Annotated in this window: 16 protein-coding genes and 1 tRNA gene; 11 read left to right on the top strand and 6 right to left on the bottom strand. The window is 72.1% G+C overall.

Features of this window, described 5'->3' with window-relative positions; translation table 11 throughout:
- The 4 genes from ACL03H_RS12320 to ACL03H_RS12305 all read left to right on the top strand — a co-directional run bounded on the left by ACL03H_RS12320 (window position 1) and on the right by ACL03H_RS12305 (window position 7,667).
- Window positions 1-1,323 carry an NAD(P)/FAD-dependent oxidoreductase gene (locus ACL03H_RS12320; protein ID WP_412811309.1) on the top strand — a complete coding sequence of 441 codons (1,323 nt, stop codon included), beginning with the start codon at window positions 1-3 and terminating at the stop codon, window positions 1,321-1,323.
- A gap of 357 nt (window positions 1,324-1,680) precedes the next feature.
- Window positions 1,681-2,820: an ATP-grasp domain-containing protein gene (locus tag ACL03H_RS12315; protein WP_412811308.1), complete on the top strand. Its 1,140-nt coding sequence runs from the start codon at window positions 1,681-1,683 to the stop codon at window positions 2,818-2,820.
- Window positions 2,821-2,986: 166 nt separating this feature from the next.
- Window positions 2,987-3,063, top strand: a tRNA-Leu gene (locus ACL03H_RS12310).
- A gap of 512 nt (window positions 3,064-3,575) precedes the next feature.
- On the top strand, window positions 3,576-7,667 hold the full coding sequence (locus tag ACL03H_RS12305; protein ID WP_412811307.1) for an nSTAND1 domain-containing NTPase: 4,092 nt from the start codon (window positions 3,576-3,578) through the stop codon (window positions 7,665-7,667).
- On the opposite strand, the gene ACL03H_RS12300 is transcribed toward ACL03H_RS12305, so the two are convergent.
- Both ACL03H_RS12300 and ACL03H_RS12295 read right to left on the bottom strand, forming a co-directional pair.
- Complete coding sequence (locus tag ACL03H_RS12300; protein ID WP_412811306.1) at window positions 7,668-8,477, bottom strand: glycosyltransferase family protein; 810 nt, start codon at window positions 8,475-8,477, stop codon at window positions 7,668-7,670. It abuts the gene before it with no gap.
- A gap of 16 nt (window positions 8,478-8,493) precedes the next feature.
- Entirely contained in the window at window positions 8,494-9,546 is a 1,053-nt protein-coding gene (locus ACL03H_RS12295; protein WP_412811305.1) for a glycosyltransferase family 4 protein, read from the bottom strand.
- A gap of 142 nt (window positions 9,547-9,688) precedes the next feature.
- Here ACL03H_RS12295 and ACL03H_RS12290 point away from each other — a divergent pair, with 142 nt between their 5' ends.
- From ACL03H_RS12290 to yidC, 5 genes are all read left to right on the top strand, one after another.
- Window positions 9,689-10,207 (top strand): DUF2165 domain-containing protein, encoded by a 519-nt coding sequence (locus ACL03H_RS12290; protein ID WP_412811304.1) that lies wholly within the window; start codon window positions 9,689-9,691, stop codon window positions 10,205-10,207.
- Window positions 10,208-10,361: 154 nt separating this feature from the next.
- Window positions 10,362-11,507, top strand: a complete 1,146-nt coding sequence (locus tag ACL03H_RS12285) for a glycosyltransferase (RefSeq protein ID WP_412811303.1) — start codon at window positions 10,362-10,364, stop codon at window positions 11,505-11,507.
- Between the two features lie 37 nt (window positions 11,508-11,544).
- Complete coding sequence (locus ACL03H_RS12280) at window positions 11,545-12,759, top strand: sensor histidine kinase (protein WP_412811302.1); 1,215 nt, start codon at window positions 11,545-11,547, stop codon at window positions 12,757-12,759.
- Between the two features lie 41 nt (window positions 12,760-12,800).
- Window positions 12,801-14,654: a DNA helicase RecQ gene (gene recQ / locus ACL03H_RS12275; RefSeq protein ID WP_412811301.1), complete on the top strand. Its 1,854-nt coding sequence runs from the start codon at window positions 12,801-12,803 to the stop codon at window positions 14,652-14,654.
- Between the two features lie 307 nt (window positions 14,655-14,961).
- Complete coding sequence (gene yidC / locus ACL03H_RS12270) at window positions 14,962-16,017, top strand: membrane protein insertase YidC (RefSeq protein WP_412811300.1); 1,056 nt, start codon at window positions 14,962-14,964, stop codon at window positions 16,015-16,017.
- A gap of 84 nt (window positions 16,018-16,101) precedes the next feature.
- Here yidC and ACL03H_RS12265 read toward each other — a convergent pair whose 3' ends face one another.
- Both ACL03H_RS12265 and ACL03H_RS12260 read right to left on the bottom strand, forming a co-directional pair.
- Complete coding sequence (locus tag ACL03H_RS12265; protein WP_412811299.1) at window positions 16,102-16,779, bottom strand: class F sortase; 678 nt, start codon at window positions 16,777-16,779, stop codon at window positions 16,102-16,104.
- Window positions 16,743-18,185 (bottom strand): collagen binding domain-containing protein, encoded by a 1,443-nt coding sequence (locus ACL03H_RS12260; RefSeq protein WP_412811298.1) that lies wholly within the window; start codon window positions 18,183-18,185, stop codon window positions 16,743-16,745. The genes ACL03H_RS12265 and ACL03H_RS12260 overlap by 37 nt, the downstream gene beginning before the upstream one ends.
- A gap of 463 nt (window positions 18,186-18,648) precedes the next feature.
- Between ACL03H_RS12260 and ACL03H_RS12255 the strand changes: the two genes are divergently transcribed.
- The gene (locus ACL03H_RS12255; RefSeq protein ID WP_412811297.1) at window positions 18,649-19,449 is read left to right on the top strand and encodes a Bax inhibitor-1/YccA family protein; all 801 of its coding nucleotides are present in this window, start codon (window positions 18,649-18,651) and stop codon (window positions 19,447-19,449) included.
- Window positions 19,450-19,581: 132 nt separating this feature from the next.
- On the opposite strand, the gene ACL03H_RS12250 is transcribed toward ACL03H_RS12255, so the two are convergent.
- On the bottom strand, window positions 19,582-20,802 hold the full coding sequence (locus ACL03H_RS12250) for an acetyl-CoA C-acetyltransferase (protein WP_412811296.1): 1,221 nt from the start codon (window positions 20,800-20,802) through the stop codon (window positions 19,582-19,584).
- A gap of 77 nt (window positions 20,803-20,879) precedes the next feature.
- Window positions 20,880-21,800, bottom strand: coding sequence for an SGNH/GDSL hydrolase family protein (locus ACL03H_RS12245; protein ID WP_412811295.1), 921 nt, complete (start codon window positions 21,798-21,800; stop codon window positions 20,880-20,882).
- 192 nt (window positions 21,801-21,992) lie between these two features.
- Between ACL03H_RS12245 and ACL03H_RS12240 the strand changes: the two genes are divergently transcribed.
- Window positions 21,993-23,363, top strand: a complete 1,371-nt coding sequence (locus ACL03H_RS12240) for a cystathionine beta-synthase (RefSeq protein ID WP_412811294.1) — start codon at window positions 21,993-21,995, stop codon at window positions 23,361-23,363.
- Window positions 23,364-23,464: the final 101 nt, after the last annotated feature.

The raw sequence follows: 23,464 nt of genomic DNA, 5'->3' as shown, positions 1-23,464 counted from the left end.
ATGGCTGGTAAATCCGAACCCACCCGGATTCTCATCCTCGGCGGCGGCTACGTCGGCATGTACACGGCGCTTCAGCTTCAGTCGAAGCTGGGGCGGCGTGAGGCCTCCGTCACCGTGGTCGACCCTCAGCCGCACATGACCTACCAGCCGTTCCTACCGGAAGCGGCCGCGGGCTCGGTCGAGCCTCGCCACGTGGTAGCGCCACTGCGACGAGTCCTGAAGCGGTGCCATGTGATCACCGCCAGTGTCACTGAGATCAAGCACGCCGACCAGGTCGTGACGATCGAGAACCCGCAGACAGGCCCTGAAGAGCTTGCCTACGATGTCCTCGTCGTGGCGCTCGGCTCGGTGTCCCGACTTCTGCCCATCCCCGGTCTGGCCGAGCAAGGCATCAGCCTCAAGACCGTCGGCGAGGCCATCTACCTGCGCAATCACGTGCTGGCCAAGATGGACGCCGCGGCCAACACCTCCGACGAGGAGCTGCGCAAGCGGCTGCTCACCTTCACCTTCGTCGGCGGCGGCTTCGCCGGGGCGGAGGCGTTGGCGGAGCTGGAGGACATGGCTCGCTACGCCACCCGCTACTACCAGTCCATCTCGCCGGAGGACATGCGGTGGGTCCTCGTCGAGGCCGCCGGGCGCGTGATGCCCGAGGTCAGCGAGAAGATGGGCGTCTACGTCGTCAAGGCCCTCGAAGAGCGCGGCATTCAGGTCTACCTGAACACCTTCCTGAAGTCCGTTGAGAACGGGCACGCGATGCTCTCCGACGGCACCGAGTTCGACACCGACACCCTGGTGTGGAACGCGGGTGTGAAGGCCAACCCGGTGCTGAAGAACACCGACCTGCCGCTCGACGAGCGCGGTCGCGTCAAGGCGACCTCGCACCTCCAGGTCGAGGGTCTGCCGAACGTGTGGGCCGCCGGTGACTGCTCCGCCGTGCCGGACCTGTCCAAGACCGACGACGACCCGAACGCGACCTGCGCCCCGTCCGCGCAGCACGCGGTTCGGCAGGCCAACCAGCTCGGCAAGAACCTGCTGGCGAGCCTGCGCGGCAAGTCCACCAAGGAGTACCGCCACGCCTACGCCGGTTCGGTCGCGGGGCTGGGGCTCTACAAGGGCGTTGCCGACGTCTACGGCTTCAAGGCCAAGGGCTTCATCGCCTGGTTCATGCACCGCAGCTACCACGTCAGCCGGATGCCCACCTTCAACCGCAAGATGCGGATCGTCATCGACTGGACGCTGGCGTTCCTGTTCAAGCGGGAAGCGGTCTCCATGGGGCAGATCCAGAACCCGAAGGCCGACTTCGAGCGGGCAGCGGCCAGCTGACCAGCACCCTCGGTGATCACCGCGTGCTCAGTGGAGCGCGCGGTGATTGGCGTCCGGGTGGGGACTGCTCCGTGCAGGGGACTGGATCACCCGCTACCCTTGACAATGAGTAGCGGGTAATCCAAGACTGTCGGGGTGTCTTCACCTGAAAGGATGCCTCAGTTGGGGAAGGGGTGAATCCTTTGACTCTCCAAGAACTAGCGGCTCTGCTGCGCAGCGGCGAAGTGCAGGACGGCCCGCTCGCGGACTTCGCGGCCGAGTACCGGGCCGCGTCCGAAGTGTTCCGCAAGAAGGACGATTGACGTCGGTCGGCCCACCGGCCGACGATGATCGCGGTACCGCAGGAGGACTGGGGCGATGACCGAGGGGGCGGACGACTTCGCGCACCCGTTCGGCCCCGAGTCCGGCGCCTTCGCCGCCGATTTCCGACCCGGCCCGCTGCTGCTGCAGGGGCAGGACTACTTCTTCCGCTCCGACGACACCAGCCTCGACTTCCAGGAGCGCGTGCACCGCGCCGACCTGGTGAACGAGGGCGACGGTGATCCCATCCCGTGCGTGCTCGTGCTGGCCCGCGCCGCCGACATGGAGATGAACGAGCTCTCCCTGGCCCTCGCGGAGCGCGGCATCCGGATGGTGCGCATCGACGCCGACCGGTGCCTCGACATCGCGCTCACGGTCTACACCGACACCCCGCTCATCGAGTTCGAGCGGTGGTTGCTGCGGCCGATCGTGGTGTGGCGGCGCCACTTCGACATCACCGCGCTGCCCGTGGATCCGACCACGGTGCACGGTGCCTACGTTCGCGAGCAGTGGCGAGCGGTCTCCAGCTGGCTGTCCGGCCGGGTCGACTGGGAGCAGATCAACCCGGTGCGGTCGAGCGCGCACCTGGACCGCCTCACCCAGCTCCGAGATGCCACCGCGTTCGGATTCCGGGTGCCGAGGACCGCGGTCACCACGCTGCCGGGCCGCAGCCGCCCGGGCGGCGGGCGCTGCATCGTCAAGACCGCCGGCCACCACATGCTCGAACCCGAGCCGGGAGCGCTGCGCGGCTTGTTCCCGCGGCCGCTGGACATCCGGCGATCGGCGGAGGCGAGGGAACCCGCCCCGGTGCTGGTGCAGCAGTACGTCGATGCCCAGCACGAGATCCGGGCCTTCGTGGTGGGTGACGAAGTGATCGGCTACCGGGTGGACAAGCTGGATCCGGCGCAGCTGTGGGTCGACCCGGACTCGGTGATCGTCGAACGCATCGAGCTCCCCTCGGCGCTGCTGACCCAGTTGCGCGCGCTGTGCCGGTTCTGGCGCTTGCACGTGGCCGCGTTCGACCTGCTGGCGGTCGGCTCGGACCACGTCTTCCTGGAGGTCAACGTCAACTGCGATTGGCGCTGGTTCGAGCACCGGGCGCAGGACGGCGCCGTTTCCGCCGCGGTGCACGGCTGGGTCGCGGAGCGCTTCGAGCACCTGGCCGCCTCCGCCGCGACACCGAGGTGGGATCGATGAGCCCCGCGACTTCCCCGGGCGCGCGGAGGAACGAACTGCTCTGCTCGGCGGTTTTCGATCAACGGGAACCCGGGGCACAGTCAGTGCGTCCGATCCGGCGGTCGAGGCCTGGCCCGCAGTCGGGTCCGCGACCAGGGCGGGCAGTCCTGGACGTCCGCTGAGACGAGCCCCCGTAGCCCAACTGGCAGAGGCAGACGACTTAAACTCGTCAGAGTGTCGGTTCGATCCCGACCGGGGGCACCACTACTCCCGCCGCGCTCGCGGTGGTGATCTCGCCGTGCGCGCCCCGCTGCTCCGAGTGATCCACTTCGCCGCTGCCCCCGCTAGGCCGATCGGGGTCTCGCCGCTGGTCGTGGTCGTTTTCGCCGCCGGTCGGACGGAACGAATGCCCCGACCACCATGAGTGGCCGGGGCATTCCCGCGTACTCTCGTGATCGTTCGGCTGCTGTCGGTGCCGGTACTCCGCGTGACGGTCCGGTTCCCGCCTGCTGCCGACGGAAGCCGTGTGGTGTGGTGTGCCGCTGACGAAACCCCCAGGCACCTCAGCGGCACACCTACCGCCACTCGACTGCTGTCCGGACCTCCGGCCGGTTCGCGCGCTCGACCGTCCGTGGCCCGTCCGGCGCAGCCTGTGTCAGAGCATGGCAGCTCGGGACGCGGACGTGGGCCCACCCATATCCGGAGCTCGGTGAAGTACCTGCTCAACGGCGGGTACCGGATTTTCCGGTCCGGATCCGGACCGGAGGAGGACGGGGATGACGGACCGGAAAGAGACGGGCTCGGCGGCGGGAACCGGCACCCGCGCGCGGTTCGCGGAACGGTTCGCGCTGCTGTACGTCACGGCCGGCGACCCTCCGCTGAAGCGGGTCGCCGACGCCGTGGAGCGGGCCCGGCGGATCGACGAGCGGGGCAGGCCCATCCGTCCGACCGCGCAGCGGATCAGCGACTGGCGGCGGGGACGGAACGTGCCCGCCCGGTTCGCCGCCCTGTCCGTGGTCCTCGAGGTCCTCATCGGCGCGGCCCGCAAGAACCAGCCGCAGCCGCCGGTGGACGGACTCTACGAACTCCCGGTCTGGCGCGCGCGATGGGACGAGGCCCTGACCAGCCCGCTCGCGGCTCCGGAGGCGCCGCCGGTCGCGGAGGGCGAGTCGTCGGACGGCGTTCCGGCGGACATCGCGAACCCCGCTCCCGGGAGCCTGTGCCCCTACCGCGGTCTGGCGGCGTTCAACGCGGAGGACTCCGGTTGGTTCTTCGGCCGGGAGCGGGCGACGACGATGCTCGTGGAGCGGCTCGCCTCCGTGGCCGAGGACGGCGGCATCACGATGCTCGTCGGCGCCTCGGGCGCGGGGAAGTCCTCGTTGCTGGGTGCCGGTCTGCTGCCCGCGCTGACCGGAGGAGCGCTGGCGGAGCAGGGTTCCTCGTCGTGGCCGGTGCGCACCGCCACTCCCGGTGAGGATCCGCTCGGTGCGCTGACCGAGCTGATCCCCGAGCTCAACGAGGTGCTCGCGGCGGCGGCGGAGGACGTCGCGCACGGCGAGAACCCGGACGCGGAGTTCCGGTTCGCTGAGCCGGTGCGGGACGCGGTGGCCGGGCACGTGCGGGCCGCGGCCGGCGACGGGGCCCGGTTGGTGCTGGTCGTGGACCAGTTCGAGGAGACCTTCACCATGTGCCGGGACGAGCAGCGGCGGGCGCTGTTCGTCCAGGTCCTGCAGGCCTGCTGCACCACGGGGTTCGAGGGCGGACTACCGCCCGGGCTGGTGGTGCTCGGGTTGCGGGCGGACTTCTACGCTCGCTGCCTGGACTTCCCCGAGCTGGCCGACGCGCTGCAGCACCGGCAGATGGTGCTGGGCGCGATGACCATCGCCGAGCTGCGCAAGGCGATCACCGGCCCGGCGAAGGCCACCGGCCTCCAGATCGAGACGGGGCTCGTGGACGTGCTGCTGCGCGACCTCGGGGTGAGCGTGGGACGTGCCTACGGCAAGCCGGGACAGCGCGCCTACGACGCGGGGGCGTTGCCGCTGCTCTCGCACGCGCTGCTGGTCACCTGGCAGCGCAGGCAGGCGGGCAAGCTCACCATCGCCGGGTACCGCGCGGCCGGCGGCATCCAGGGCGCGGTCGCGGCCACGGCGGAGCGGGCGTGGGCGGAGCTGTCCGCGGAAGGGCAGGCGGCCGCGCGGCAGGTGCTGCTGCGCCTGGTGCACGTCGGCGAGGACACCCAGGACACGCGACGGCGCGCCACCTACGCCGAGATCGTCGAGCACGCCGAGCACCGCGAGGCGGCGCGCTCGGCGCTGGACGTGCTGACGACCGCCCGGCTGGTGACCCTGGACTCGGACTCGGCGGAGATCAGCCACGAGGCGCTGCTCTACGCCTGGCCCCGGCTGCGCGGCTGGATCGACCAGGACCGCGCGGGAAACCTGGCGCGACAGCGCCTCGAACGGGACGCCGAGGCCTGGCGGCAGGAGGACCGGGAGGCATCGCTGCTCTACCGGGGCCCGCGGTTGGAGACGGCCCGGCACTGGGCCGGGAAGGTCGATCCGGTGGAGCTGACCGCGGTCAGCCGCGAGTTCCTCTCGGCCTCGCTGCGGTACCGGCGCCGGGCCAGCTGGTTCCGGCGCGGGACGGCAGCCGCGATCTGCGTGTTCGCGGCGGTCGCCGCCGTCGCCGCCGTGCTCGCGGTGCAGGAGCGGGACGACGCCGAGTTCCGCCAGGTGCTCGCCCAAGCCGACCGGCTGCAGGCGGTGGACCCCTCGGCCGCGGCGAAGCTGAACCTCGTCGCCGATCGGATGCGCCCCGGCGACCCGGGTGTGGCCACGCGGCTGCTGTCCACCCAGAACGCGCCGCTGAACACCCCGCTGCACGGTCACCAGGGCTCGGTCTACCTGACCACGTTCAGCCCGGACGGGAAGACGCTGGTCACCGCCGGGTACGACCGGACGGTTCGGCTGTGGGACGTGGCCGCCCGCGGTCAGCCGAAGCCGCTGGGCGAGCCGCTGCGCGGCTTCGGCAGCTGGGTGACCTCGGCCGTGTTCAGCCCGGACGGCCGGACCCTGGCGGCGGCGGGCGACGACCACCGGCTGCGGTTCTACGACGTGACCGACCCGTCCCGACCCGAGCCGCTGGGGCCACCGGTCAGCGGCGGCGACGGCACGATCTACCTGATCGAGTTCAGCCCGGACGGGCGGACGCTGGCCGCGGCCAACGAGAACCAGACCGCCCGGCTGTGGAACGTCGCCGATCCCTCGCGGCCCGCGCCGATCGGGCGGCCGCTGCGAGGGCACACCGCGCAGGTGCGCACGCTGGCGTTCAGTCCCGACGGCAGGACCTTGGCGACCAGCGGCGACGATCGGACGGTCCGGTTGTGGAACGTGGCCGACCCGGCGAACGCCACCCCGATCGGCGCGCCGTTGGAGGGGCACAACGGCGGGATGCACTCGGTGGCGTTCAGCCCGGACGGCTCGCTGCTGGCCTCGGGCAGCGTGGACAAGACGGTCCGGTTGTGGGACGTCCGCGATCCGGCGCGGGCGCGGCAGCTCGGTCCCGCGCTGATCGGGCACAACGCTCCGGTCTGGTCGGTGAAGTTCAGCCCGGACGGGCGGACGCTGGCCTCGGGCAGCGCGGACAGCTCGGCGCTGCTGTGGAACGTCACCGAGCCGTCGAACGCCACCCAGATCGGGCAGCACCTCAGCGCGGGCAGCAGCACCGTCTTCGCCGTCGGCTTCAGCCCGGACGGGCACACCCTCGCCACCGGCGGGGACGACGGCGCGGTGCGCCTGTGGTCGCTGCCGGAGCGAGTGCTGGCGGGGCACACCGCGAGCGTGAACGACGTGGCGTTCAGCCCCGACGGCACCGTCCTCGTCACGGCCGGGGAGGACCGGACGGTCCGGGTGTGGGACACCTCCGATCCGCTGCGTCCCCGCCCGCTCGGTGCGCCGCTGCCGGTCTACTCGGGCCCGGTCGGTTCGGTGTACTCGGCGACCTTCAACCGGGACGGCACGGTGCTGGCCACGGGCGGCGGCACCGGGACCGTCCGGCTGTGGGACATGCACGACCCGGCGGCGCCCGAGCCGCTCGGGGAGCCGCTGCGCGTCGACACCCGCTACATGGGGGAGGTCGTGTTCAGCCCGGACGGCCGGACGCTCGTCACCGGCAACGACGACGTCAGCGCTCAGCTGTGGGACGTGGCCGACCCGGCGCACCCGCGGCGGATCGGCGGGCCGCTGCTCGGTCACCGCGGCTACATCAACGAGGCCCGCTTCAGCCCGGACGGCGCCCTGCTCGCGACCGCGAGCAGCGACGGCACGGTGCGGTTGTGGGACGTCCGGGACCGGGAGCGCCCGAGGCAGCTGGGTGAGCCGTGGGCGACCGGCCACGAAGCCGCCTACGCGGTGGCCTTCAGCCCCGACGGCCGCGTGGTGGCCACCGGGGGCGGGGACAAGACGGTGCGGTTGTGGGACGTGAGCGATCCGGAGCGCCCGGAGCAGCTGGGTTCCCCGCTGCGCGGGCACGCCCAGAACGTGAAGTCGGTGTCGTTCAGCCCGGACGGCGCGACCCTCGCGTCCGGCAGCGAGGACCGCACCGTCCGGTTGTGGGACGTGCGGGATCCAGAGCACGCCGGGCCGATCGGGCTGGACCTCAGCGAGCACCGGGCGGCCGTGCACTCGGTCTCGTTCAGCCCGGACGGTTCCGTCGTCGCCTCGGCCAGCGGGGACAACACCGCTTACCTCTGGGACCTGGACGTGCGCCGCGCGGCGCAGCGGATCTGCTCGACCACCCACGGGGTGCTGCCCCGGGAGCAGTGGGAGCAGACGATCCCGCAGATCCCCTACGAGCCGCCCTGCGAGTGATCAGCGGCCGAACAGGCGCCGCACCCGGTCGCCGAAGTCGAGCACCCGGGCGCGGCACTCGGCCAGCGCGCCCGGGTGCGCGCGCGCCTTGGCGAGCGCGCCCCGCCAGGAGTCGCCGGGCACGATCGGCACGGCGTGGTGGAAGCCGAAGAACTTCGAGGCGAACGGGTCCACCACCACCACGCGCCGGTTCATCAGGGTCGCCCAGTAGGCCCCGTGGTAGGAGTTCGTGAGCACCGTCGCGCCGGAGGCGAGGAAGGCGAGCGTCTCGTCGAGGTCGTGGTGCTGGTTGGTCAGCAGCGGCAGTCCCCCGATGTCGGACGGGAAGGGCAGCCGCTGGTCCCGGTGCCGGTAGGCGACGACCTCGTGCTCCGGCTCGCCGGGGTCGTCGAGCTGCGGCATCAGCGCGCTCACGCAGGGGACCCACTCGTGCCGCCCGGCCCCGTGCACACCGGTGTCCCGCCGGTCGCGCAGCCCGACGAGGTCGAACCGGTCCAGGTAGCCGGGATCGGCGATGGTGTGGTCCTCGTTGTTGTTGTGCCCGGCACCCCAGACCACGAGCCTCGGCGGCCGCAGGGACATGAGGTGGTCGAGCTGCCGGTCGAAGAACCCGGTGCCGATGAGCCCGCCGCCGCCGTAGATGACGTGCGCGCGGCGCAGCCGGTCCGCGTAGCGGGGGACGTCGTGCTCGATGTCGATCGTGGTCGCGTCGGCGAGCCACGGGAAGTGCTCCGGGTGGTTCGACGGCGGACAGGCCATGTCGCCGATGTTCTGCCGGTCGCGGCGGTGCACGACGAAGATCTCGGGCATGTGCGGGGGAGCCTCCTCAGCGTTGGTGTCGTTCTTCGGCGAGGGAGATGAGTTCGGCGAGCACCGCGGGCAGCCGGTCGGCGCCCAGGTGCTCGCGCACGGCGGCGCGGTTCGCGGCGAGCATCTCGGCGGCCGAGTCCGGATCGCGCAGCATCGCGGCCACCTCGGTGAGGTCGTCGGGTCCGGGAACGCGCAGGCCGAGCGCGCGCAGCTCGCCGAGCACCGGGTACGGGCCCGCGACGACGAGGCGCCCGGCGGCGGCGGCCTCGGCCACCGGCAACCCCCACCCCTCCCAGCGGGACGGCAGCAGCACCAGGTCGGCGGCGGCGTAGAGGTCCGCCTGCTCGGCGACGTGGCCGCGAAGCAGACCCGGTGCCCCGTCGAGCAACCCGTCCGGTGCCGGGGCGTCGTCGGTCAGCCAGTAGCGAACCGGGCGGTCCAGCACCCGGTCCAACTCGGCGGCGAACCGCACCGCGCCGGGAATGTTCTTGTTCGGCCCCTCGACCCGCGCCGGGTGCACCGCCAGCACCTCGTCCGGTGCGACTCCGAGCCGCTCTCGGGTGCCCTGCCGGTCGCCGCCGCCGAGCCGGTCCACGTCGACCCGGTTGTGCACCACGCGCAGCGCTCCGGTGCGGGCCAGCTCCGGCCAGCGCGCGGCGAACTCCCCGGCCGTGAGCTGGTTGATCAGCACGTGCAGGTGCGCCGGGTGGTGCAGCGGCACCGTGTCCTCGGCGACGGCCCGGAGGGGCGTGCCCTGCCAGGCCGGGTCGTGGTGGCGCAGCAGCACCGGGGTCCCGGTGTCGAGGGCGTGGTGCTGCCAGGCGAGCGAGGCCTCGGGCGCGCTCCACAGCGAACCGGCGTTGTCGAGCACCAGCAGGTCGTGCTCGGCGCAGAGCCGGCGAATCGCGCCGTGGTCCACCGGCGGCGGATCGCCACCGGGGCGGTCGGCCCACATGCCCGCGATGTCGACGTCGTCCGACTCGTGGTCGACGAAGTGCCCGGCGGCGCGCGTCACTCGATGTCCGAGGGCGCGGAATCCGTCGATCCACTTCGCGGATTCCACGCTCACGCCGTCGAATCCGCCCAATCTGTGCGAGACCAGGCACACGCGCATGTGATTCTCCCGCCCTTCGCGTCCCGGTGCCGCAAGGATTATTGCGAAAACCTCACGCAGCGCGATTCCCCACCTCCCCATGCGTAAAGTCCGCCGCATGCGTCTTCTGGCAACTCTGGGGAGTCTGCGCGCGGTGATCACGGTCCTGGTCGCCATCACCGCTGCGCAGATGGGGCTGGTCGCCTTCGGCAACATCACTGACTTCGGCACCAATGCCGCGTTCGTGCAGCACGTGTTCTCGATGGACACGACGTTCAACTCGCCCGACATGATGTGGCGGTCGATCACGCATCCCGGCTGGACCACCGCGGCCTACCTCGTGGTGATCGCGTGGGAGGCGGTGATCGCGCTGGTGCTGATCGGGGCGCTCGTCGCGTGGGTCCGGCCGCACGTCGACGAGCGTTCCGCGGAGCTGGCGCGGCGGCTGGCGAACCTGGGCTGGCTGCTGGAAGTGCTGCTGTTCGGGGGCGGCTTCATCGTCATCGGCGGCGAGTGGTTCCAGATGTGGCAGTCCGATCAGTGGAACGGGCTGCAACCCGCGCTGCAGAACCTGATCATCGCCTCGATCGGCCTGGTGCTGGTCAACCTTCCGCCGCGCGAGCCCGTCGCGGTCTGACCGCCCGATCGCTCGCCGACAGTCCGGTCACCGGGGGCCGGGTGGCCGCGGCAGGAGGGCTGCGCTCACCCGGCTCGGTGGCGGACCGACCGGTCATCCGCCACCGGCCGCGTTCGAGGGCGAGACCGCGAACGCGGCGACTACGGTCGCTCCCGTGCGCATCCTGTTCTCCAGCCTCGCCGGGCACGGTCACCTGTACCCGCTGATCCCGCTCGCCGCCGCTGCCCGGGCGCGAGGCGACGACGTCCTCTTCGCGACGGGCAGCGATTTCCGAGCGGTCCTCGACGGGGTCGGCATTCCCTCCGCCGCGGTGGGAGTGCCGATCGGCGCCGGGTTCGCCGCCGCCGGAGTCGATCCGGCGAACCGGCCGGAACCGGGCTCGCCCGCCTGGCAGGGCTTGGTGGCGCGCGTCTTCGGCGCCGAGCTGCCCCGCCGCTACCTGGCCGACCTGCGGCCGGTGCTCGCGGAGTTCCGCCCGGACCTGGTCGTGCACGAGGCCGGCAACCACGGCGCGGGGCTCGCCGCGCGCGAGTTCGGGGTGCCGGGCGTCTGCCACGGCTTCGGGCAGCGGTCCCCGGCGAGGTACCCGGGCTTCGACCCGGCGCTGCGGTCGGTGGCGGCGGAGGCCGGGATCGAACTGCCCGCGGGCGACCTCCACACCCTCGGCAACCCGTACCTGGACATCTTCCCCGCCTCCCTGCAGGACCCGGAGTTCCTCGCTTCGGTGCGGCGCTCCCCGCTGCGCCCGGTTCCGTTCGCGCAGCCGGGGGAGTTGCCGCCGCGGGCGGTGGCGACCCGTTCGCGCCCGCTGGTGTACCTGACGCTGGGCACCGGTTTCGGCGCGGTGCCGGTGTTGCGCGCGGCGATCGAGGGGCTCGCGGCGCTGAACGCGGACGTGGTGGTCGCCACCGGGCCGAGCGTGCGCCCGGAGGACCTGGGCGGGACGCCGGAGAACGTGTCGGTGCGGGAGTGGGTGCCGCAGGCCGAGCTGCTGCGGTACGTCGACCTGGTGGTGCACCACGGTGGCAGCGGGACGACGCTGGCCGCGCTGGGGGCCGGGCTCCCGCAGCTGTTCCTGCCGCAGGGCGCCGACCAGTTCGACAACGCCGAGACGATCACCGAGGCGGGCGGCGGCAGCCGGCTCCTCGGGCCCGAGGTGACGGCACCGGCGGTGCGCGAGGCGGCGGAGGCCCTGTTGCGCGAGGACGGCCCGCGCGCGGTCGCCGCGCGGGTGGCGGCCGAGATCGCGGCGATGCCGGGGCCCGAGCAGGTCGCGGCCCAGCTCGCGGAATTCGCCTGACCACCCCGTACGGGGCCGGGATGCCTATCCTCCTCGGGTGGTGATCTCCGAGGAGGACGAGGCGGCGCGGGTGCGCGGGACGCACCGGGTGCTGAACTGGGTGACGTCGGCGTTCGCCGTCGTGGGCGTGGTGATCGGCTACCTGATCCTCTCCGGTGATGCGCCCGCCGGAGCGGTGGTGCCGCCGCTGCTGACGGGGATGCTCGTGCAGCTGGCGGCGACCGCCGTGATCGCCCGCGCCGTCGCGCGGCCGCACTTCGGCCTGCTGGCGGCGCTCGCGGTGACCGCGCTGCTGTACGTGCTGGACACGCCCTGGCGCACGCTGGTGCTGGAGGGGGCGGTGCTGTGGGTGCCGCTGGCGCTGTCCTGGTCGGCGGCGAGGGTGGCGGAGCGGGTGCCGGCCCGATCCTGGGCGGCGGCGGTGTGCACGGCGGCCGTGCTGGCCTACGCGGTGCTCGCGGCGTCGTGGTCGCAGTCCGGACTGCTCGCGGCGCTGGCCGCGATCGCTCCGGTGCTGGGCGGGATCGCGACGACCCTGGCCCGGCGGCTCGCCCAGGCGCGGCGCGAGCGGATCGAGGCGCTGGCCCGCGAACGGGAGGCGGTGGCCCGGCGCGAGCAGGCGGAGGACCGCGAACGGCTCGCCGCCGACATGCACGACAACCTGGGCCACGTGTTGACGCTGCTGGTGCTGCAGGCGAATGCGCTGGCGGTGAGCAGCCCTGACCCGCAGGCCCGGGACGCGGGGAAGCGCATCGGCGAGCTCGGCGGCCGCGGCATGGGCGAGCTGCGGAGGTTGCTGGCCCTGCTGGACGATCCGGAGTCCGGTGAGCGGCGGCGGCCCGAGGTGGCCGCCGGCTCGATCGCGGAACTGGTCGAGCAGGTGCGGGGTGCCGGGCAGCGGGTGGAGCTCGTCGGCGCGGACGCGGACTCCGGGCTGCCGCCGGTGTTGGCGCGGACGGTGCACCGCGTGGTGCAGGAGGGGCTGACGAACGCCCGCAAGCACGCGCCGGGCGCGGTGGCCGAGGTGGAGCTGAGCCGTTCGCCCGAGGCCGTGCGGCTGCTCGTCCGCAACGGGCCAGGCGGGTCGGGACGACCGGGGGCGGGGCGCGGTCTCGACGGCCTGCGCAGGCGGGTCGAGCTGCTGGGCGGGCAGCTGCGGGCCGAGCCCGGTGCGGACGGGGGGTTCGCGCTGCGCGCGGAGCTCCCGCTGGAGCCCGACGAGGAGACCGCGGGCCGACACACCGGCGTCTGAGGGCACGAGGAGCGGTCCGCGCCGCTCCGTAGAATCGCCCGGTGACTTCCGCGCAGAGCAGTTCCGTCGCTGACCCTGCTGCGCCCGACGCGCTGGGGGTGCTCAACCGCGTCTTCGGCTACGACTCGTTCCGGGGCCCGCAGCAGGACATCGTCGAGCACGTCGTCGCCGGCGGTGACGCGCTGGTGCTGATGCCGACGGGCGGCGGCAAATCGCTGTGCTACCAGGTTCCCGCGCTGGTCCGCGACGGTGTGGGCATCGTGATCTCCCCGCTGATCGCGCTGATGCAGGACCAGGTCGATGCGCTGACCGAGCTCGGGGTGCGCGCCGGTTTCCTGAACTCCACGCAGGACCCGGGGGAGCGGCGGGCGGTGGAGGCGGCCTTCCGCGACGGTGAGCTGGACCTGCTCTACCTCGCACCGGAGCGGTTGCGGGTCGAGTCCACGATGTCCCTGCTCGACGAGGGGAACATCGCGCTGTTCGCGATCGACGAGGCGCACTGCGTGGCGCAGTGGGGCCACGACTTCCGGCCGGACTACCTGGCGCTGTCGGTGCTGCACGAGCGCTGGCCGGGCGTGCCGCGGATCGCGCTCACCGCCACCGCCACCGAGGCCACCCGCGGCGAGATCGCGACTCGGCTGGACCTGGCGCGCGCCCGGCACTTCGTGGCGAGCTTCGATCGCCCCAACATCCAGTACCGGATCGTGGGCAAGGACGATCCGAAGCGGCAGCTGCTGGGCCTGCTGCGCACCGAGCACGCCGGTGACGCGGGCATCGTCTACTGCCTGTCCCGGTCGTCGGTGGAGAAGACCGCGGACTTCCTGGTGCGCAACGGGATTCCGGCGGTGCCGTACCACGCGGGCCTGGACGCGAGGACCCGTTCGGAGCACCAGTCCCGCTTCCTGCGGGAGGACGGGCTGGTCGTGGTGGCGACCATCGCGTTCGGCATGGGCATCGACAAGCCGGACGTGCGGTTCGTGGCGCACCTGGACCTGCCGAAGTCGGTCGAGGGCTACTACCAGGAGACCGGACGCGCGGGTCGTGACGGCCTGCCCTCGACCGCCTGGCTCGCCTACGGGCTGCAGGACGTCGTCCAACAGCGAAAGATGATCAACGGCTCGGAGGGCGACGACGCCCACCGCAGGCGGCTGAGCACGCACCTGGATGCGATGCTCGCGCTGTGCGAGACGGTGCGGTGCCGTCGTGAGCAGCTGCTCGCGTACTTCGGCCAGGAGGCCGCCCCCTGCGGCAACTGCGACACCTGCCTGGCCCCGCCGGAGTCCTGGGACGGCACGGTCGCGGCGCAGAAGATGCTCTCGGCAGTCTACCGGCTGCTGCACGAGCGTCGGCAGAAGTTCGGCGCGGGGCACGTGATCGACGTCCTGCTCGGCAAGCGCAACGACAAGGTCGAGCAGCACCGGCACGACGAGCTCAGCGTGTTCGGCGTCGGAGCCGACCTGCGCGAGGCCGATTGGCGCGGGGTGGTGCGCCAACTGCTCGCCCAGGGCTTGCTGGCGGTGGAGGGCGACTACGGGACCCTGGTGCTCACCGAGGCCAGCGGCGAGGTCCTGCGCCGGGAGCGCGAGGTGCTGATGCGCCGCGAGCCGGAGCGGGCCGCGAAGGAGGCCAAGCCCGCCAAGGCGCGCAGGGCGGAGCAGGTCGAGCTCCCCGCCGAGGCGGCCCCGCTGTTCGAGCGCCTCCGCGCGTGGCGCGCCGCCACCGCGAAGGAGCAGGGCGTCCCCGCCTACGTGATCTTCCACGACGCCGTCCTGCGGCAGGTCGCCGCCCAACGACCCTCCACCTTGGACGAGCTGGGCGCGATCAGCGGCGTCGGCCAGAACAAGCTCGCCAAGTACGGGCAGCCGCTCCTCGACACCCTCGCGGACGAGGAATGACTCACGCGGAAGGTCGTTGACCGCGGCCCCGGCGCCACCACCGATCACAGCCGTTTCTCGTGAAACGGCGGCACCGCGATCGCGGCGGATCCCGCCATCGCGGTGCCGCGACGACGCTCCCGGCCCGTGCTGGACCGGTGACCGTGCGTGTCAATACCCCGCCCGGGGACGTCCGGAAGCCCGGGCATGGCACCCTGGTAGGGCTGAGGCCGGTGCGCACAGGGCGGGCGCGGCCGTGCGAGCGGGCTCGGATGACATCCGGGCGATGACCAGGAGTGGTTGAGTGTTCGACTTTATCCTCTATCCCGTGTCGGCCATCCTGTGGTTCTGGCACAGGGTTTTCGGCACCGTGCTGGGGCCGGACAACGGGTTCGCCTGGGCCCTTTCGGTGTTCTTCCTGGTGTTCACGCTGCGCGTGGTGCTGCTCAAGCCGGCGATCAGCCAGATGCGCGCCGGGCGGAAGATGGCGAAGTTCTCCCCGCAGATCCAGAAGCTGCGGGAGAAGTACAAGAACGACCGTCAGCGCATGGCGCAGGAGATGCAGAAGCTCCAGTCCGAGCACGGGGTCAACCCGATCGGTGGCTGCCTGCCCGCGCTGTTGCAGATCCCGGTGTTCCTGAGCCTGTTCCACGTGCTGCGCGGCTTCACCCCGCAGGCGCAGAGCAACTACATCTTCGACCGCTCCGGGGTCGAGTCGTTCATCAACGCCGACATCTTCGGCGCGAAGCTCGGGAACTGGCTGACCCAGCCCGCCGCGGAGCTGGCCCAGTTCGGCACCACCCGGCTGAACATGATGGCCGTCGGCATCCCGCTGATGGTGATCGCGTCGATCGCGACGTTCGCCACGATGCGCATGTCGATGAAGCGCCAGACCGATGCCTCGATGGCCAACCCGCAGACGGCCATGATGGGCAAGTTCATGATGTACATCGCGCCGGTCGGCACGCTGTTCTCCGGCTGGGTGCTGCCGATCGCGGTGGTCCTGTACTTCATGGCGAACAACATCTGGACCCTCGGTCAGCAGCACTTCCTGAGCAACAAGATCGACCGCGAGCAGGAGCGGGAGAAGGAGAAGGAGCTGGCGGCGAAGAAGGACGCGCCGCGCCCGAAGCCCGGGCAGAAGCCGAACCAGGCCAAGCGCGTCGCCTCCGAGGAGGACGAGACCGCTTCCGAGGACGAGACCTCCGAGACCTCCGAGGCCCCCGAGACCACCGGCACCTCCGGCGGGAGCACCGGCGGCAGGGCCGCGGCGGGTACCGGGCAGCGCCCCGAGGGGCGGCAGCCCAGCCGGCGCCCGCAGCAGAAGAAGCGACCGGGCAAGCAGGCGGCCTCGGCCAAGAAGGGCCAGAAGAAGCGCCGCTGACCGGCGGCTGCGGCGCAGCGCCCAGGAACGACGAAGAGCGGGGTCCCGGACGGGGCCCCGCTCTTCGCCTGCACGTCACCGGCATCAGGCCGGGGTGGCCACCACGATCCGGTTCTCGTCGTAGCCGAGGTCACCGCCGACGTACCGGCCACCGCAGGTGACCAGCACGAGCCGGTGCTCGCCGCCCTGGCCGAACAGCTCGGCGGCGCGGGCGGGCAGCTCCTCCTTGGTGAGCGTGACGATCTCGGAGACGCGGTAGCGCCACTCCGTCCCGTCCTCGTCGACGACCGTGACGACCTGGTCCGGCGCGGACCGCCACAGCTCCTCGAACGGTCCGGTCGCGCCCTTCCAGTTCACGTGCCCGGCCAGCACCGTCGCGCCCTTGGGGGAGTCCAGCCCGGCACCCCACCACGTCGCCTCGTCGATGCCGTCCGGGACCGGGAGCGTGCCGGACCGGTCGATCTCCTCGCGCACCAGTTCCGCCTGGCCGCCCTGCGGCAGCCGGACGGTCCCCGGCGGCTGCCCCGCCGGGACGTGCACCGGCTGCGGTGGCAGATCGGCGGCCTGCACCGGAGCCGGACCCGACACCGCTGGTGGTGCGGGCGGTGCCGCCGCCGGGGCGGGTTGCGCACCGCCCCCGAGGAGGGTGACCGCCACGACGGCCACCACGGCGACGAGCACGACCGCGCCGCTCAGCGCCAGCAGGACCAGGCGACGCCGCGCGGTCAACGCCCACCCGCCGACGCGAGCCGCTTGCGCCACGCCACACCACCGGCCACGGCGGCACCGGTGAGCGTCAGCGCGCCCAGTCCGAGCAGCCCGGGAGCGACCGGGCCGGTGCCCTCGGCGGCGCGCAGTTCCACGACGCCACCGCTGACGCCCGGGTCACCGGCCGGGATGAAGATCGGCACGGTGGGGGTGTTGGCCTTGTTCGAGACGGTCAGCATCAGCGTTCCGCCCGGCTCGACCGTGCCCGTGACCGACGGCGGGTTCGCCGCGTCGAACGCCTCCTCGTAGCCCTTCGCGGGAGCGACCTCGGTGATCATGATCTCCTGCGGGGTGCGCAGGTCCGCGATCTCGACCGTGCCCTGGTCGCCGGTCGTGACGACGGCGGGCTGCCCGTCCGGGCCGGTCAGCTCGGAGCCGTCCTGCTTCAGCGCCGGCTTCCCGTCCGGGAGGCTGACCCGCAGCGCCACGCCCGCGATGCCCGCCTTGCTCTCCTCGTCGATCTTGCCGATGGCGACCTTGCCGGGCGCGGTCACGGCCGTGGTGACGTCCTCGACCGAGATCTGCTCCTCGCCGCCGGTCGAGACCACGCGCTGCACGCCGTCCGGGTTCTCCACGGCCTGCTGCACGTAGGGGCGGTCCGCCGGGGTGGCGAGCTCGCCGACGAGGTTGGGGTTCGGGCCGGTGGGGGTCACGGTGAGCCGCAGCGGCTGCCCGTCCTCCGGCGTGGTGATGGTGCCGTCCTCGTCGAGGCCCTCGACCTCGGCGTCGGTGGCGGTGAGCGTCACCGGCACCCCGGTGACCCCGGTGCCGTCGGGGTGGTTCACCGCGAGCGTCCAGTCCGCGGCCTCCCCGATGATCTGGGCCTCCTCCGGGGCCTCCAGCGAGGCGTTCCACGGCCCGCGGTTCTTCTCCGCGTCCGCGCGCAGCGCGCCGACGGCGTCCTTGGCGCTCTGCGGGAGCTTGCCGAACTGGAAGTCGATGTCGTAACCGATCTCCTGGAACGGCTTGCCGGGGTCGAGGTCGCTGGGGTCGCGGGGCGCGGAGGTCCACGAGTGCAGCAGGTGCGCGAGCGCGGCCGCCTCGTCCGGGCTCTCGGTCGTGCCGTAGCGCAGCAGCAGGTAGGAGATGTTCGCCGCGACGTCGTCGTCCAGCGGGGTCCCCCACTTGGTCAGCAGCTCGTCGCCCGGCTCGTACTGCTCACCGGTGTCCGGTGCCTTCAGCGCGAAGCGGACGCACCACACCTGCTTGCCGCCGACCATGTAGGAACCGAGCCAGTCGCGGTTCCGCTCGATTCCCGCGTAGGGCTGTCCCGGGGTGGTTTCGTGGCCGATCCCCTCCTGAGGTGCGGCGATGGCGGTCCCCGTGGTCGCCAGCAACCCGCTGCTGGCGAGCACGGCGGAACCCACCACCGCCGTGAGCAACTTCCTGAACGTGCGCATGCATGGCTCCAGTCTCGGTCTGGGAGAACAGGGCGTCGGCGTGCTTGCGTTCCGGTGCGCGCGTCCTTGCGACGCGGCGTTGACCGGTGCGAAGCCCCCGACACGGCACGCGGACACCCGAGCCGCATCCTTCCGATCACGGAGGGTGTCTACAAGGGGCCGTCCGGTGTAATCGATCTCGTCACCCGCAGCGAGCACCGGGCCGCCGGTTCCGGCCTGCTCACTCGTTCGGCCGCAGCGCACCGACCCGTTCGCCGGGAGCGTGCGCACCCGCGGCGAACCTGCCGAAAGGTTGCGACGGAGCGTGATCGAATTTTTGCCGTTCGTTCGCGGAACGGAGTGGCCGGGCGGGGACGGAACCGGCTGCGGGCGAACGGGTAAAGTTGGTTTTACCCGGCGGGAACCGACCGGCGAGTCCAGCCGTTGTACCGGTGACGGCGCAAGGCACGCCCAGGAGGACGAGTTGCGCACTACGAGCAACCCAGCGTTCAAGAACCTGCCCACCGGCGGCGGGTACGCGAACTTCAACTACGGCCAGGGCGGCTTCGGCGCACCCGGCCAGGCCCCGGCCGCTCCGCCGCAGTCGGCGCGCCCGATGACGATCGACGACGTGGTCACCAAGACCGCCATCACCCTGGCGCTGACCGTCGCGACCGGCGCCGCGACCTACATCAGCGGCGCGTTCGTGCTGGCGTTGCCCGCGGCGATCATCGGCCTGGTGCTGTCGCTGGTCATCATCTTCAAGAAGAAGGTCAGCCCGGCGCTGGTCATCGCTTACGCGCTGGTCGAGGGCGTGTTCCTCGGCGGCATCAGCTACGTCATCGGTGGCGCGGTCAACAACGTCACCGGCGGCGGCGGGTCCGGCATCATCATGCAGGCCATCGCGGGCACCATGGGCGTCTTCGCGGCCATGCTCGTGGTCTACAAGACCGGGGCCATCCGGGTCACGCCCAAGCTGACCAAGTGGATCATCGGCGCGATGGCCGGTGTCGCCATCGCGATGCTGGTGAACCTGGTCGCCGGGTTCTTCACCACCGGCGGGCTCGGACTGCGCGACGGCAGCCCGATGGCGATCATCTTCAGCCTGGTCTGCATCGGCATCGCGGCGTTCAGCTTCCTGCTGGACTTCGACGCCGCGGACAAGGCCATCAAGAGCGGCGTCGACGCCAAGTTCGCCTGGTACGTCGCCTTCGGTCTGATGACCACCCTGGTGTGGCTGTACCTGGAGATCCTGCGCCTGCTGTCGTACTTCCAGAACGACTAGCGGCGAGGCCGCGCGGAAGGGCCTCTCCCCGCGGGGGAGAGGCCCTTCCGGCGTTCCTCGACTCGTCCTGCCCGGGACGCCGCCACCCGGTCCCCGGATGTCACCGGGGGAGCCGGGTGGCGGGCGCGGTGCTCAGGACAGGCGCTCCAGGACCATCGCCATGCCCTGCCCGCCGCCGACGCACATCGTTTCCAAGCCGAACTGCTTGTCGTGCCACTGCAACGAGTTGATCAGCGTGCTGGTGATGCGGGCCCCGGTCATGCCGAACGGGTGGCCGACCGCGATGGCGCCGCCGTTGACGTTCACCTTCTCCAGCGGCAGGCCGAGTTCCTGGTAGGAGGGGATGACCTGCGCGGCGAACGCCTCGTTGATCTCCACCAGGTCGATGTCGCCGATGCCGAGCCCGGCCCGCGCCAGCGCCTGCTTCGAGGCCTCCACCGGCCCCAGGCCCATGATCTCCGGCGACAGCCCGGAGACCCCGGTGGAGACCACGCGGGCCAGCGGGGTCAGGCCCAGCTGCTTCGCCTTCGCGTCGCTCATGATCACCAGTGCCGCGGCGCCGTCGTTGAGCGAGCAGCAGTTCCCCGCCGTGATCCGGCCGTCCGGGCGGAACACGGGCTTGAGCCCGGACACGCCCTCCTTGGTCACCCCGGCGCGCGGGCCGTCGTCGGTGTCCACGATCGCGCCCGAGGGCGTCGTCACCGGGGTGATCTCGCGAGCCCAGAAGCCGTCGGCGATGGCCTTCTCCGCGAGGTTCTGCGAGCGGACGCCGAACTCGTCCATCTCGTCGCGGCTGATGCCCTTGGCCCGCGCCAGGTTCTCGGCGGTCTGCCCCATCGGGATGTAGACGTCCGGGAGGTGGCCGAACTCGCGCGGGTCCACCCACTCGTCCGCACCCTGCTCCGCGGTCGCCTTCGTGCGGGCCTCGGCGTCGGCGAACAGCGGGTTGTGCGTGTCGTCCAGCGAGTCCGAGTTGCCCTTCGCGAAGCGGGACACCGCTTCGACGCCGGCGCTGATGAACACGTCGCCCTCGCCGGCCTTGATGGCGTGCAGCGCCATCCGCGTGGTCTGGAGGCTCGACGAGCAGTAGCGCGTCACGGTGGTGCCGGGCAGGTGGTCGTGGCCGAGCAGCACCGAGACCACGCGCGCCATGTTGAAGCCCTGCTCGCCGCCGGGCAGGCCGCAGCCGAGCATCAGGTCGTCGATCTCGGTGGGGTCCAGCTGCGGGACCTTGTCCAGCGCCGCGCGCACCATCTGCGCCGTCAGGTCGTCGGGGCGCACGTCGACCAGTGAGCCCTTGCCCGCGCGGCCGATCGGCGAACGCGCGGTGGAGACGATCACTGCTTCGGGCATCGGGAACTCCTTCGTTCGCCTTGGGGACGCCGCCGCCACTGTAGAGCGGGGTCCGCGCCGCGCGGCTGAGACGACCATCACCGGCGCGGCCCGAACCTCCGGTTCAGCCTGGCCACGACCCTGCTGGTCGGTCGCCGCGCTTCGGCCGCGGAGGAGCGGACGGGTGCCTGCGGAACCGGGGCGCCCTGCCACTCGCCGATCGCCGCGCAGAGCGCGGGCAGCAGCAGCGCGGCCGCCGCCTCGTAGCCCGCTGCCGAGGGGTGGAACCTGTCCGGGCTGAACAGCTCGTGCGGCCGGGTCAGGAACTCGGGTGAGAGCAGGTCGGCCAGCGGCACCGCCGAGCCGCCAGCCGTTTCCACGGCACGCCGCTGCGCGCGGCCGAGCGCGAGGCTCCAGGAGGACGCCACCGAACGCAGCGGTTGCGGGATCGGCCGGATCGCACCCAGGTCCGGGCAGGTTCCGGCGACCACGCCGACCCCCGCGGACTTCAGGCGGGCGACCGCCGCGCCGAGCAGGGCAGCGCACTCCGCGACCGATTGCTTCGAGGTGACGTCGTTCGCGCCGATGATCACGAGCACCAGCTGCGGCGGAACCTCCAGTGCCGCGTCCACCTGCGCTGCCAGGTGCCGGGAGGTGGAGCCGACGACGGCGTAGGTGGTGAGGTGGACGGGCCGCTCCAGCTCGGCGGCGATGCCGCGAGCGAGGCGCACGCCGGGCAGCTCCTCCGGCGCGTCCACCCCGAGCCCCGCCGCCGAGGAATCACCCAGCACCGCCAGCCGCAGCGGCGCCACCCCGTCCGAGCCGTCCGGCACCGCGAGCGGGCCCGTGCCGTCGGGCAGGTGGATGCCGTCCGCGCGGAACGGCACCCCCAACGGCTCGCCGATCACCCGCCGCGCATACCTGGACTGCCCGTTGAGCAGGCCGTACGCCGCTCCCGACAGACCTCCCACGGCTCCAGCCGCCATCATCGCCAGCCGCAGGACCCGCGTCCCGACCATGCCCGTTCCTCCTCGCGCCACCCCGACGCCTCCGCTGCTGTGCCCCCTCATGAATACGCCTTCCCGCCCCGGGAGGTTCCCAGGCGGTGAGGCGTGTCGCGGCACGCCAGGAGAGCACCCGTGCGCAGGGGGTGCCGATCGCGCCGCTTAGGCTCAGCCCCGGATCGTCGCGGAGAGCGAAAGGGACTCGCTGTGGACTACGTCGAGCACGTCATCGACCTCGTCGGGAACACCCCGCTGGTGCGGTTGAACTCGCTGGCCGGGGGGTCGTCGGCGCCGGTGCTGGCGAAGGTCGAGTACCTCAACCCCGGTGGCAGCGTGAAGGACCGCATCGCGCTGCGCATGGTGGAGGCCGCCGAGGAGTCCGGCGAGCTCAAGCCCGGCGGCACCATCGTCGAGCCCACCTCCGGCAACACCGGCGTCGGTCTCGCGATGGTGGCCCAGCGCAAGGGCTACCGCTGCGTGTTCATCTGCCCGGACAAGGTCAGCGAGGACAAGCGCGCCGTGCTGGAGGCCTACGGCGCGGAGGTCGTGGTGTGCCCGACCGCGGTCCCGCCGGAGCACGCGGACTCCTACTACAGCGTCTCGGACCGGCTGGTCACCGAGATCGAGGGCGCCTGGAAGCCGAACCAGTACGCCAACCCGGCCAACCCGGAGTCGCACTACCTGAGCACCGGTCCGGAGATCTGGCGGCAGACGGAGGGGCGCATCACGCACTTCGTCGCGGGCATCGGCACCGGCGGCACCATCTCGGGCATCGGCCGCTACCTCAAGGAGGTGTCCGGCGGCAAGGTCAAGATCATCGGAGCGGACCCGGAGGGTTCGGTGTACTCCGGCGGCGGAGGACGGCCGTACCTGGTCGAGGGCGTCGGCGAGGACTTCTGGCCCACCACCTACGACCGCGAGATCTGCGACGAGATCGTGCCCGTCTCCGACGCGGACTCCTTCAGCATGACCCGCGCCCTCGCGCGCGAGGAGGCGCTGCTGGTCGGCGGCTCCTGCGGGATGGCGGCCGTGGCCGCGCTGCGGATCGCGGAGCGCACCGGCCCGGACGACGTGGTCGTCGTGCTGCTGCCCGACGGCGGCCGCGGCTACCTCGGCAAGGTGTTCAACGACTCCTGGATGGCGAAGTACGGCTTCCTGTCGCCGGACCACGCGGGCGGTGCCATCAAGGACGTGCTGCTGCGCAAGGACGGCACCCTGCCGGAACTCGTGCACGTGCACCCGAACGAGACCGTCGCGGAGGCCGTGGCGATCCTTCGCGAGTTCGGGGTCTCCCAGATGCCGGTCGTGAACGCGGAACCTCCGGTGATGGTCGCCGAGATCGCGGGGGCGGTGAACGAGCGCGACCTGCTGGACGCGCTGTTCGCGGGCCGCGCCCAGCTCGCCGATCGCATCGAGCAGCACATGTCCCCGCCGCTGCCGACGATCGGCGCCGGCGAGGAGGTCAGCGCCGCGATGTCGGCGCTGACCAACGCGGACGGGGCGATGGTGCTCATCGGCGGCAAACCGGCCGGAGTCGTGACCCGGCAGGACGTGCTGGCGTTCATCGCCGGACGTTGACGTCCTGTTACGGATGGCCGCTACGCTGCCGACATATCGGATAGCGTGTGCAGGATCAACTCGCTTCAGACTCGTGCTCCACGCCCAAGGGGGTCAGGAAA

Source organism: Saccharopolyspora antibiotica, from assembly GCF_047200635.1.
Taxonomy (GTDB): domain Bacteria; phylum Actinomycetota; class Actinomycetes; order Mycobacteriales; family Pseudonocardiaceae; genus Saccharopolyspora_C.
Note: the sequence above shows the minus strand (reverse complement) of the source record. Positions and strands in the feature narration are given on the sequence as shown.